This window comes from Streptomyces sp. LHD-70 (assembly GCF_031157275.1).
Taxonomy (GTDB): domain Bacteria; phylum Actinomycetota; class Actinomycetes; order Streptomycetales; family Streptomycetaceae; genus Streptomyces.
The window spans coordinates 106389-118233 of record NZ_JAVIFW010000010.1 but is presented as its reverse complement, the minus strand read 5'-3'; the positions used below and the strand labels follow the sequence as shown (position 1 = coordinate 118233).

Sequence of the window (11845 nt, the reverse complement as noted above, 5' to 3'; positions counted from 1 at the left end):
TGCGCGGCGGGCGGCGGCAGATGCGGCGCACAAGAGTTGTCGTGTGACCACCAGTGCCGAGGCCGCCGCGCCCGCTCCCGCGCCTGCTCCCGCGCCGCCCGTCCTTGACACCCGTACCCGCAAGGTCGTGTTCGTGACGATCATGCTGGGCGTGCTGCTCGCCGCGCTCGACCAGACCATCGTCGGCACCGCGCTGCCCACGATCGTCGCGGACCTGGGCGGCGGGGCCCATATGTCGTGGGTCGTCACGGCCTATCTGCTCGCCGAGACCGTGGCGACGGTACTGGTCGGCAAGTTCGGCGATCTCTTCGGCCGCAAGGTGATCTTCCAGATCTCGGCGGTCGTCTTCATCACCGGCTCGTTCCTGTGCGGGCTCGCCACCAATATGACGCTGCTCATCGTCTGGCGCGGCTTGCAGGGCATCGGCGCGGGCGGCCTGATGGTGACGGCGATGGCGTTGATCGCGGACGTGATCCCGCTGCGGGAGCGCGGCAAGTACCAGGGTGCGATCGGTGCGGTCTTCGGCGTCTCGACGGTGGTCGGGCCGCTGCTCGGCGGCCTGTTCACGGACCACCTCTCCTGGCGCTGGGCGTTCTACGTCAACGTCCCGATCGCGATCCTCGTGGTGATCGCGGCGGCCCGGACCATCCCCAGCGTGAAGTCCGTGGTCCGCCCGGTGATCGACTACCTGGGCATCGCGCTGGTCGCCGCGGGGGCGAGTGCCCTGATTCTGGCGACGAGTTGGGGCGGCAACGAGTACGCCTGGGGCTCGGGCGTCATCATCGGGCTCTTCGCCGGTGGTGCGGTCGCGCTCGCGCTGTTCTGCGTGGTGGAGCGGCGGGCGGCCGAGCCGATGCTGCCGATGCGACTGTTCGCCAACCCGGTGTTCACGGTCTGCTCGATCCTCAGCTTCGTCGTGGGCTTCGCGATGCTCGGCGCGATGACGTTCCTGCCGACGTATCTGCAGTACGTGGACGGGGACTCGGCGACGGTCTCCGGGGTGCGGACGCTGCCGATGGTGGCCGGACTCCTGATCGCGTCGATCTTCAGCGGCAACGTGGTCAGCAAGACCGGTGCGTACCGGATCTTCCCCATCGTCGGCTCGCTCGTGATGGCCCTCGGGCTGTATCTGCTCTCGCTGATGGGTGACGGTACGGGCGCGTGGCTGGAGTCGCTGTACATGTTCGTGCTCGGCGTCGGTATCGGCCTGTGCATGCAGGTCCTGACGATCGCCGTGCAGAACACCGTCGAGTACGCGGACCTGGGCACCGCCACGTCCGGGGTCACGTTCTTCCGTACGCTCGGCAGCGCCTTCGGCACCGCGGTGTTCGGCACCATCTACGCCAACACCCTGGAGCCCAACCTGCGGGAGGGCGTGGGCGCGGCGGCGCAGGCGGGCGGCGATCCGGCGGCGCTCGCGCGGGCGGCGCAGAGTCCGCAGGGGCTGCACGCGCTGCCCGGCGATCAGGCGGCGCCGCTGGTGGCGGCGTATGCGGACGCCCTGCAGACGGTGTTCCTGCTCACCGTGCCGGTGGCGGTGCTCGGGTTCGTCTTCGCGCTGTTCCTGAAGCAGGTCGAGCTGCGGGACTCCGCGCGGATGACCTCGTCCGACATGGGTGAGGGGTTCTCCTCGCCGGCCGCGACCGGGGATTCGGCCAACCTGCTCGAACTCGCCGTCGCCAAGATCGTCCGCGCCGCCGGTCCGGCCGAGGCGCGCGGGGTGCTCGCCGCGTCCCAGTCCCGGCTCGATGTGGCGGGGGCGTGGGCGGTGATGCAGGTCGAGCTGCTCACGCGGCTGGTCGGGCATGCCAGCCTCGGGCTTATCGCCGCGCGCCGCGAGGTGCCGCCGGAGGTACTCGTGCCGGTCTTCGACCGGATGGTCGACGAGGGGTATCTGAGCCGCGAGGGCGCGTTCTTCGCGCACACCAGGGCGGGCGCGCGCGAAGCCGACGTGATCAGCCGGGCGTGGAGCGAGTGGCTCGGCGACCGCCTGGAGGAGGACCGCGGCCGCCCGGCCGGGCCCGATCTGCGGGCCGCCACGGACGCGATCGCCAAGCGTCTGCTCGCCGAGGACCTCGCCACGGGCATGCCGGGCGCCCGGCAACGCGTCTCGACCTGACCCGCCGCACGGCAGCGCGTCAAGGCCCGATCCGCCGCACGGCAACGCGTCTCGGCCTGGTCCGCTGCCTCGGCCCCGCCCGCATACGTACGTACCCACATACCTACGTACCTGGTCAGCGGCCCCGCATACCCATGGGTATTCAGGGTTTGCCCTGATGTTCCGTCCGGCCGGGCCGCCTAGTTTTGGTCATCCGGCACCGCTCCGCACCGGACATTCGGGGTACGGGGAAACGGGGGCATGGTCACGAGTCACGGGGGCTCGGGGCCTGCCGTCCGGTCGCGGGGCGGCAGCCGGGTGGAGGCGTGCGGCGTGCGGCGTCAGGCCTCACGGAGGTACGTGAGGACGGCCAGGACGCGTCGGTTGTCCTGCGCGTCGGCGTCGATGCCCAGCTTCGTGAAGATGCTGCGTACGTGCGACTCCACCGTCTTCGCTCCGATGACCAGTGCCTGGGCGATGGCGTGATTGGAGCGGCCCTGCGCCATCAGCGCGAGGACGTCCCGCTCGCGGGCGGTGAGTTCGGCCAGGGCACTCGCGCCGCGCGCCCCGCCCATGAGGTGTGCGACGACGTCGGGGTCGACGACGGTCTCGCCGGCCGCCACCTGCTTCAGGGAGCGGGCCAGCTCGTCGGCGTCGGCGACGCGCTCCTTGAGGAGATAGCCGAAACCCCTCCCGTCATCGGCCAGCGCGCGCACCGTCGCGGTGGTCTCCACGTACTGCGAGAGCAGCAGGATGCCGGTGTGCGGGTGCCGGGCGCGGATCGCGGTGGCGGCGCGCAGGCCCTCGTCGGTGTGGGTGGGCGGCATCCGGATGTCGACGAGGACGGCGTCGGGCCGGTACCGGTCGACCAGTCCGAGGAGCGGCCCGGGCTCGCCGCAGTGCGCGGGCACCTCGAAGCCCTCGTCGGTCAGGAGGCGTACGAGCCCCTGCCGCAGGATCGCCGAGTCCTCGGCAACGATCACACGCATGGAAGCTCCACTCGTACGCGGGTGCCGCCGCCCGCGGGGCTGTGCACCCGCAGCACCCCGTCGACGGCCGCTATCCGGTCGGCGAGACCGGCGAGGCCCGAGCCGCGGGCGGTGTCGGCGCCGCCGATGCCGTCGTCGACGGTCTCCACGACGAGGGTCGTGCCCTGGCGCCGGGCGGAGACGCTGACGGCGCGTGCCCGGGCGTGCTTGGCGGCGTTGGCGAGGGTCTCGCAGACGGTGAAGTACGCGGTGGTCTCCACGACCGGGTCGTAGCGGCCCGGTTCGGCGGCGACCACGACGGGGAGTTCCGCCTGCCGCGCGAGTTCGGCGAGCGCCGGGGCGAGGCCTTCGCGGGTCAGTACGGCGGGGTGGATGCCGTGGGCGAGTCCGCGCAGCTCCTCCAGGGCGAGGCGCAGGCTCCGCTCGACCTCGGCGACGGAGCCGCGCACCTTCGCGTCGGGGTGGTCGGCGACGCCCTTGCTGACCCGGCGCAGCGCCATCAGGGCGAAGACGATGCGGGCCTGCGCGCCGTCGTGCAGGTCGCGTTCGAGGCGGCGGCGCTCGTCGTCGGCGGCGCGCACCATGCGCGTACCGGCCTCTCTGGCCTCGGTGCGCAGCCAGGCGTTCTCCAGGGCGAGGCGGAGCGCGGCGCCGACGGCGGCGAGCAGTTCGGGGTCCTCGGCGAGCGCCGGGTCGTGGTCGAGTACGGCGAGCGGGGTGCCGCGCGCGGAGTCGACGCGCGTTGCGCGGGGTCCGTCGGCGCGTACGGGCGTGCCGTCCTGGTCGGCGTAGCCGCCGCGGATGCCCTGGCCCTGCTGCCACAGGCCGAGCCGCAGCGAGCTGTCGTCGAGGACGCGGGCGAGGACCTCGCGCATCCGGGCCGGGGTGGGGTCGGCGCCGACCTCGATGACGAGTCCGCCGACCTCGGCCTGCTTCAGGCGCATCCGCAGCAGCCCGGCGAGGAACGCGATCGGCACGGCGCACTGCGCGAAGTCCGACAGGAGCAGCACGAGGTCCTCGCCGAGCCCGTCGAGTCCGGGGACCGTGAGCAGCACGATGTCCCACAGGATGAAGACCATCGCGGCGCCGATGGCGACCCAGGCGGGCAGCAGGGCGCGCCGGCGGGCGTGCGAGGCGCGCCGCCAGCGGTGCACCACGGCCGTGGCGGTGAGCACGGAGATCAGCACGGCGAGCCCGCGGAAGACCAGGTCGATCGGCTCGAACAGGCCGGTGGCGCCGTCGACGAGCAGCGCGTTGGGCCCGCAGCCACTGCAGTCCAGATAGGTGGCGGCGTGGTGGGCGCGGGCCGGATCGTAGGTGAGCGCGCGCAGGAGGCCGCCGACGGCGACGATCGCGTACGTGGCGAGGATCAGACGGCGGGTGCGGGCGCCGGTGATCCGGCCGTCGGGGAAGGTCAGGACGAGGTGGACGAGGATGGCCAGGTTCAGCCCCTCCCACCAGGCGCCCAGGGCGAACAGGGCCGGTACGGAGGTGCCTTGGAGGTTGCCGATGAACCAGGTGATGCCCTCGGCGAGCATCAGCAGGCCGGTGCGGTTGGCGGGCCTGCGCCACCAGGCGACGAGCCCGGCGCCCGCGTACGCCCAGCCGACCGCGAGGTCCCGGACGATGTCGGCGCCGTCGGCCCCGGTGCGTGCGTACGACCAGGCACCGGCCGCGCCCGCGCCGGCGGCGGTGGCGGCGCCCAGGGCAAGGCGAAGGGCGGGGGAGACGCCCCCTCGGGCCCGTCGCGGCCCCGTTCCGGTTCCTTGTGCCACCCTCGTCCCCGCCCTTGTCACGGCCCACACGCTAAGGCATCCCCGGGGTGCAGGTCACCGCCCTGCGGGCTCGTCCTCACACGCCGGACCGGCTGGATTTCCTCCCCTCCCCGCCCCTTCCCGAAAGACTGCCGTCGGCTGCGGGGGCTCCGCCCCCGGACCCCCTCCCCCATCTCAAATGCCGGAGGGGCTGGTTTTTAGGGGCGCGGGGAACTGCGCGAGCAGCCACGACGGCGCAGCAGCCGAAAGGCGAGCGGGGCCGGGGGCCGTCCGGGCCTCACTCGTCGGCGGGGCTGGAGGATTCCTTCGGCTCACAGGTCACCTCGTCGCGGGGCGTGTAGTGGGTGCGGAACGGCTCGCGCCGGACTTCCTCGCCGTCGTTCTTGAGGATCCGCTCCACGGTGATGTCGAAGCCTTCGAGCGGGGTCTGCGGCTGGCACTGCTCGGAGGTGCTGGTGCGCTCCTCCGGCTGCTTGATGTTCTCGCGCGGGCCCTTGGTGGCGAGGACCTCGTCGTACTTCTTCGTGCCGAGGAACGTGATGGTCACGGAGGTGTCGGTGGACTCGGCCTTGATGTAGATCGCGTTGCCGGAGTCGTTGAGGAAGCGCAGGTCGAGGCTGCCCCAGGCGACGGTGGCCTCGCGGCCCTCGGGGTAGCGCTCGATGTAGAAGGAGTGCGCGCCGTGTTCGACGGGCTTCACGCCGGCGAAGAACAGGGCGTTGTACATCGTGGTGGCCACGGCGGAGACGCCGCCGCCCGCGGCCTTCGCGTACCGGTCGTTCAGGATGATCGTGCCGTCGACGAAGCCGTTGGCCTTGGTGCGCTCGCCGACGGTCCGGTTGAAGCTCCACTCCTCGCCGGGCCGGACGAGGGAGCCGTTGATCAGCTCGGCGGCGCGGCCGATGTTGGTGCTGCGGTACGGGGCGGCCTCGAAGTCGACCGTGAACGACGACATCTTCTCGGTCAGGCCGAGCTCGTCGACGTTCTCGCGGCTGATCTGCGGCTGTGTGGTCTTCGTGGCAACCTCGCCGGTACGGGCGGTGGCGCCGGTCTTGGTCAGCAGCGGCATGACGGCCTTGCCGAGGGCCTTGTGGGTGACTTCCTGCCCGTCCCTGCCGTCGCTCGCGACCACCACGCGGTCGCCTTCGAGGGCCAGGTCGGCGTTCTCGGCGCCGCTGTTGAGTCCGTCGATGCGCTCTGCGACCTGCGGGTCCTTGATCAGGCCCTTGCTGTCCAGGCTCGGCTTCAGCCGGCCCTGGTCGTCGGCCTTCAGGTCCAGGTACTTGCCGAGCGTGCGCTCACCGATGGTGAGCTTGCTTCCGGCGACGTCGAGGGTGACGGGCCCGGACATGGCGGGCTCGGCGAACTCGCGCAGGGCGCGGTCGGTCTCCTTCGCGGAGACCTTCGGCTCGGTCCTGTGCGTCGGCAGCTTCGTCTCGGCGGCGGGCTTCTCGGGGAGGTACGCGGCGCGCAGGGCGGTGACGGCCCCGTCGACGTCGAGGGTGTGGCCGGTGCGGGCCTCGCGGGCCTCGGCCTTGCCGTTCTTGAAGGTGACGGCGCCGTTCCGGACCTTCTGCTGGTGCCGGTCGGCCAGGTCCTCCACGGCGGCACGCGCCTTGGACTCGTCCACGTCCACGACGGGTTCGACGTCACCACCGGAGCGGAAGAGTCCGCCGATCACGGTGAACGGGTCGGCGCCGCTGCGGGCCGCCTTGTCGACGGTGGCCTCGGTGTCGACGCCGAGCCCGGCGGCTGCGGGGACGACGGTGGCCTCCCGGTCCCCGATGCGCACGGCCAGGGGTTTCGAGCCCTCGCCCGCTACGAGCTCGCGCTCCAGCTTCTGCTGCGCCTCGGCCCGGCTGAGTCCGCCGACGTCCACGCCGCGAATGCGGGTGCCCGGGTCGATCCCGTCGCCGTTGACCAGCGAACCCGCCAGGTAGAGACCGCCGACACCGACCGCGAGCACACCTCCCGCTATCGCGGCGGCGTGCAGGTACGCGGGGCGTATTCGCTGCTGCATGGAGCTCCCTCGGAGACGGCTTCGGGCAGGATCCCGGCAGGGTGCGGGCGGCGCACGGGACAACCGAGCAAGTAACCCATAGTCGGGCATTGAGCGTGTAGGGCGCACCTCACAAATGCGTACATAGTGGGTCTTGCGTGAGCATCGTCACGCTCGCGATCACAGCAGGTTCCGGTCACTCCTGAAAGCCGGTCCGCTTACCCTCCGTGACGAGAGCGCTGGGCTTGCCCTCCGTGGCGAGAGCGCTCGGCTCACCCTCCCTGGCCAGAGCGCTCGGCGTGCTCCTCTGCGAAGCCCTTCACGTACCGGTCCATCCAGCCGACGAACCGCTCGCCGTACCGCTCCTCCGCCGCGAGCACGACCCCGTCCGGATCCACCGCGGGGCCCAGGCCGAACTCCCGCTTCAGCCAGGCGACATACAGTTCGTGCACCTCACCGGAGCCGGCGCCCTCCGCCGCGTCCTCCTCCGGGTCGGAGAAGGAGACCCCCTCCGGGAAGACGTACACATACCGGTCGCAGGCGAGCAGGCGCAGCAGGTCGCGCAGGGTGGACGCGACGAGGTGCACGCCGCCCTCGTCACCGAACGCGACGACCGGCAGCTCGGCCAGATCCTCGCGGTCGTCCACGCGCCACAACGCGTACAGCGACCCGGAGCCGTTGGCCAGGCCGAAGGAGCGGAAGCGGTCGAGGAACTCCGGATCGCTCGACCAGGTGTCGATGCCGCCGGTCGCCCCGAACTCGTCCAGTTCGAAGCCCTGCGAGAAGGAGGCGGCGAGGGGGTCACTGAAGGCGTGCAGCAGGTTCAGCTCGGGCACGGGCGCATACGCGTGGTCGGTCATACGAGCGACCGTACGACCCGGCAGTGACAATCCCGCCCTCCAAAGGGGGAGTTGAGCCCTCCGAAGAGGGAGTTGCGCCCTCCGCACTCACTCCCCCGGCGCGCTCCGCTCCACGAGTACGTCGATGATGCGGTCGATGCCGTGCGGCTCGAGCAGGGCGGGCACGGTCAGGTCGTCCACGATCACGCCGAGCATGGCGAGGTAGAGCAGCAGCACGGTGTCCCGGTCGCCTGGCAGCCCCGCGTCGAGGTGCCAGTTGATGTTGTCGTCGAGCAGCTCGGTGAACGTACGGGTCAGGTCCTCCTGCAGCTCCGGGCGGCGCGTGGACTCCAGACGCAGCTCCAGCATGGCCCGGTGGCTGCTGCTGTCGGCCCGCATCCGCTCGACGAGCTGCCGCAGCAGGGTCGCGGTCAGCTCACGGCTGGGCTCGGCCTTCATGGTCTCCGCCATCGCGGCCGGGTCCGGAGTGAGACGCTCCTTCGTACGACCCATGATCTGGCGGAGCAACTCGGCACGATTGGCGAAGTAGTTGGTGGTGGTGCCGGTGGGCACTCCGGCGGCCTTGTCGACGGCGCGCAGGGTGAGCCCACGCGACCCCTCCTGGGCCAGAACCTCGATCGCCGCGTCGAGCAGCGCGGTCCGGCGGGCGGGATTCTGTCGCATGGGTCTCCCCCACAAGGTCGCAAGACGGATACACAACTACGAATGCAGTACTACGGTTTTACCACTGCGGGCAGAGTACCGCCCCAGCACCCACCCCTGACCAAGAAAGGCCTGCCCATGCGAGTGCGAGTCAAGGACTTCGACCACCTGGTCCTGAACGTCGAGGACGTCGAGCGCGCCCTGGAGTTCTACTGCGGGCCGCTCGGCCTCGAACCGGTGCGGGTCGAGGAGTGGCGGGCGGGCAAGGTGCCGTTCCCCTCCGTGCGGGTCAGTCCGACCACGATCATCGACCTCCTCGCCCGCCCGCGCGGTGAGTCCAACGTGGACCACATCTGCCTCGTCGTCGAGCCGCTCGACTGGCAAGAGGTCATCGACGCGGGCGAGTTGACGGTCCTCGACGGCCCGGTCCCCCGCTTCGGCGCCCGTGGCGACGCCCAGTCGATCTACGTGCGGGACCCGGAGGGCAACACGGTCGAGCTGCGCTGGTACCCGCAGGACCGGTAGCACCAGGACGGTTCCACGAGAACGCACGAGACCGCAGGACGAGCAGGGGCGCGTCGGAGACATCCGGCGCGCCCCCGCCTAGTTGCGTGAAGAGCAACTCGATACCGATTTCAGCAACCATCAGAGACTCGACGCCCCCATAACTACCCTGCGGTCACCCTTGACAGGGCAATTCAGCGTTCCCATAGTTGCGTCATCGTTGCTTGTCGCGCAACTCGGATGCATGGGAGCCACGTTCATGAGCAACCCAGCCGCCCCACGGCCCGCCGACCCAGCCCCGGATCGGACCGAGGCGCACGCGTCCTCACCGGCCGACGGCGTCACCCCCGGGGCCCGCCGTCGAGTCGTCGCCGCCAGCTTCATCGGCAACTTCGTCGAGTGGTTCGACTACGCCGCCTACGGCTATCTGGCGGCGACCATCTCGACCGTCTTCTTTCCGGCGACCGACCGCACCACGGCACTCCTCGCGACGTTCAGCGTCTTCGCCGTCTCCTTCTTCGTCCGCCCGCTCGGCGGCTTCGTCTGGGGTCACATCGGCGACAAGGTGGGGCGGCGCAGTGCGCTGTCGCTGTCCATCGTGATCATGTCCGTGGCCACCTTCTGCATCGCCCTGCTGCCCAGCTACGAAGCGGTCGGACTGCTCGCGCCCCTGCTCCTGCTCGTGGTCCGGGTGGCGCAGGGCTTCTCGGCCTCCGGCGAGTACGCGGGCGCCTCCGCCTTCCTCGTCGAGTACGCACCGGAAGGGCGGCGCGGGCTCTACGCCTCCGTCGTCCCGGCCAGCACCGCGTCGGGGCTGCTCCTCGGTTCCCTGCTCGCGGCGCTGCTCACCGAACTCCTCTCCAACGACCAGATGCACAGCTGGGGTTGGCGCCTTCCGTTCCTCCTCGCCGCGCCCATGGGCCTGATCGGCCGCTACATCCGGCTGCGCCTGGAGGACACTCCGGCGTTCCGCTCACTGGAGCAGGAGCAGGACGTGGCGCGGGTTCCGGCCAAGGAGATGCTGCGCGCCAACCGGCGCCCGCTGCTCCTCGCCATGGGAGCCACGGTGCTCAACGCCATCGCCTTCTACATGCTGCTCAGCTACATGCCGACGTACCTCTCCGAGGAGCTCGACTTCGGCACCACCGAGTCGTTCCTCGCCACCACCGTCTCGCTCGCCGTCTACATCGTCTTCGTCTTCTGCACCGGCCTGGCCTCCGACCGGTTCGGCCGCAGGAAGCTGCTGATCACCGCGTCCGTACTGTTCACCCTGTTCACGGTGCCGGCGTTCCTGCTGCTCGACGGAGCCGGCCTGCTGACCGTCATCGCCGTCCAGGTGCTGCTCGGCGGCATGCTCGCGCTCAACGACGGGACGCTGCCCAGCTTCCTCGCCGAGCAGTTCCCGACCCGCGTCCGCTACAGCGGCTTCGCCATCAGCTTCAACCTGGCCAACGCCCTGTTCGGCGGCACCGCGGCCTTCGTCGGCACGCTGCTCATCTCCTGGACGGGCAGCGGCCTCGCCCCGGCCTGGTATCTGGCCGGCGGGGCGCTCGTCTCACTCGGGGCCGTACTGGCCGCCAAGGAGACCTCGCGCGAACCCCTCCGCGAGGACTGAGCGCACCCCACGCCCCCTCTCACTTCCCGACCGCACCGGTCGGGGGCACCCGCACCGCACCACGAGAAGGAGTACCCGTGTCCACCACAGACCTTGAGCGCCTGAAGCTGATCCGCAACGGCGAGAAGGAGCAACTCACCTTCTCCGACGCCGAGATGGAGCGCCGGCTGACCCTGCTGCGCAAGGCGATGACCGAGGCCGGAGTCGAGGTCGCCCTGTTCACCTCGTACCACAACATCAAGTACTACTCGGACTTCCTCTACACGGCCTTCGGCCGGCCGTACGCGCTGATCGTCACCGAGAGCGAGCAGATCAGCGTCTCCGCCAACATCGACGCGGGTATGCCGTGGCGGCGCTCCTTCGGGGACAACGTCGTCTACACCGACTGGCATCGCGACAACTACGTCCACGCCATCCGGGAGGCGCTGAAGCAGCGTGCCGTCTCGCCGCGCCGGATCGGTGTGGAGCACGACAGCCTGCCCCTCGACCTGCTGCGGAAGTTCGAATCCGCCTTTTCCGACGCCGAGTTCACGGACATCGCACAGGCGACCATGCGGCAGCGGATGGTCAAGTCGGACGAGGAGATCGCGCTCATCCGGGAAGGCGCCCGGATCGGCGACATCGGCGGCGAGGCGGTCCGCGCGGCCGTCACCGAGGGAGTCGCGGAGTACGAGGTGGCTCTCGCGGGCACGCAGGCCATGGTCCGCGAGATCGCCCGGGCGTACCCGCACACCGAGATCCGCGACACCTGGGTCTGGTTCCAGTCGGGCATCAACACCGACGGCGCGCACAACTGGCCCACCACGCGCACCGTTCAGCGCGGCGACATCCTCAGCCTCAACTGCTTCCCGATGATCTCCGGTTACTACACGGCCCTGGAGCGAACCCTGTTCTACGGCGAGCCGGACGCCCGCTCGCTCCAGCTGTGGGAGATCAACGTCGAGGTGCACCGCCGCGGCCTGGAACTCATCAAGCCGGGCATCAGCTGCGCGGAGATCGCGCACAGCCTCAACGAGATCTACGTCGGCCACGGTCTGCTGCCGAACCGCACCTTCGGATACGGCCACTCCTTCGGTGTCCTGTCGCACTATTACGGCCGCGAGGCCGGTCTCGAACTCCGCGAGGACATCGACACCGTCCTGGAGCCGGGCATGGTCGTCTCCATGGAACCGATGCTCATGGTGCCCGAGGGCGAGCCCGGCGCGGGCGGCTACCGCGAGCACGACATCCTGGTCGTGACCGAGGGCGGCGCCGAGAACATCACCAAGTTCCCCTTCGGCCCCGAGCACAACATCCTGGGCCGCTGACCGGAGCCCAGTGGCACACCCGGTGCCGCACCGTCCGGCCAGGACGGTGCGGCACC

The 11845-nt window shown here is 70.6% G+C and carries 9 protein-coding genes; 4 read left to right on the top strand and 5 right to left on the bottom strand.

From position 1 onward, the window contains the following. Nucleotides 1-43 precede the first annotated feature (43 nt). On the top strand, nucleotides 44-2119 hold the full coding sequence (locus RCO28_RS21155) for an MDR family MFS transporter (RefSeq protein ID WP_308942748.1): 2076 nt from the start codon (nucleotides 44-46) through the stop codon (nucleotides 2117-2119). A gap of 320 nt (nucleotides 2120-2439) precedes the next feature. On the opposite strand, the gene RCO28_RS21150 is transcribed toward RCO28_RS21155, so the two are convergent. The 5 genes from RCO28_RS21150 to RCO28_RS21130 all read right to left on the bottom strand — a co-directional run bounded on the left by RCO28_RS21150 (nucleotide 2440) and on the right by RCO28_RS21130 (nucleotide 8384). Next, on the bottom strand, nucleotides 2440-3087 hold the full coding sequence (locus RCO28_RS21150; RefSeq protein WP_308942747.1) for a response regulator transcription factor: 648 nt from the start codon (nucleotides 3085-3087) through the stop codon (nucleotides 2440-2442). Further along, a complete protein-coding gene (locus RCO28_RS21145) occupies nucleotides 3078-4862 on the bottom strand; it encodes a histidine kinase (RefSeq protein WP_308942746.1) in 1785 nt (594 codons plus the stop codon). Before RCO28_RS21145 ends, RCO28_RS21150 begins: the two co-directional genes overlap by 10 nt. Before the next feature lie 277 nt (nucleotides 4863-5139). After that, nucleotides 5140-6882 carry a VanW family protein gene (locus tag RCO28_RS21140; RefSeq protein ID WP_308942745.1) on the bottom strand — a complete coding sequence of 581 codons (1743 nt, stop codon included), beginning with the start codon at nucleotides 6880-6882 and terminating at the stop codon, nucleotides 5140-5142. A 251-nt stretch (nucleotides 6883-7133) separates the two neighbouring features. Further along, nucleotides 7134-7721: a hypothetical protein gene (locus RCO28_RS21135; protein WP_308942744.1), complete on the bottom strand. Its 588-nt coding sequence runs from the start codon at nucleotides 7719-7721 to the stop codon at nucleotides 7134-7136. A gap of 87 nt (nucleotides 7722-7808) precedes the next feature. After that, nucleotides 7809-8384, bottom strand: a complete 576-nt coding sequence (locus RCO28_RS21130) for a TetR family transcriptional regulator (RefSeq protein ID WP_308942743.1) — start codon at nucleotides 8382-8384, stop codon at nucleotides 7809-7811. A gap of 117 nt (nucleotides 8385-8501) precedes the next feature. On the opposite strand from RCO28_RS21130, the gene RCO28_RS21125 reads away from it, so the two are divergent. The 3 genes from RCO28_RS21125 (at nucleotide 8502) to RCO28_RS21115 (ending at nucleotide 11789) form a co-directional block, all read left to right on the top strand. Further along, nucleotides 8502-8888 carry a VOC family protein gene (locus tag RCO28_RS21125; protein WP_308942742.1) on the top strand — a complete coding sequence of 129 codons (387 nt, stop codon included), beginning with the start codon at nucleotides 8502-8504 and terminating at the stop codon, nucleotides 8886-8888. A gap of 238 nt (nucleotides 8889-9126) precedes the next feature. After that, a complete protein-coding gene (locus RCO28_RS21120) occupies nucleotides 9127-10482 on the top strand; it encodes an MFS transporter (protein WP_308942741.1) in 1356 nt (451 codons plus the stop codon). A gap of 77 nt (nucleotides 10483-10559) precedes the next feature. Further along, nucleotides 10560-11789 (top strand): M24 family metallopeptidase, encoded by a 1230-nt coding sequence (locus RCO28_RS21115; protein ID WP_308942740.1) that lies wholly within the window; start codon nucleotides 10560-10562, stop codon nucleotides 11787-11789. The last annotated feature ends 56 nt before the right edge of the window (nucleotides 11790-11845 follow it).

Bases quoted from the DNA above. Each gene is read 5' to 3' on its own strand.
- RCO28_RS21150 (WP_308942747.1), bottom strand. From the start codon at position 3,087: ATGCGTGTGATCGTTGCCGAGGACTCGGCGATCCTGCGGCAGGGGCTC.
- RCO28_RS21140 (WP_308942745.1), bottom strand. From the start codon at position 6,882: ATGCAGCAGCGAATACGCCCCGCGTACCTGCACGCCGCCGCGATAGCG.
- RCO28_RS21135 (WP_308942744.1), bottom strand. From the start codon at position 7,721: ATGACCGACCACGCGTATGCGCCCGTGCCCGAGCTGAACCTGCTGCAC.
- RCO28_RS21130 (WP_308942743.1), bottom strand. From the start codon at position 8,384: ATGCGACAGAATCCCGCCCGCCGGACCGCGCTGCTCGACGCGGCGATC.
- RCO28_RS21125 (WP_308942742.1), top strand. From the start codon at position 8,502: ATGCGAGTGCGAGTCAAGGACTTCGACCACCTGGTCCTGAACGTCGAG.
- RCO28_RS21120 (WP_308942741.1), top strand. From the start codon at position 9,127: ATGAGCAACCCAGCCGCCCCACGGCCCGCCGACCCAGCCCCGGATCGG.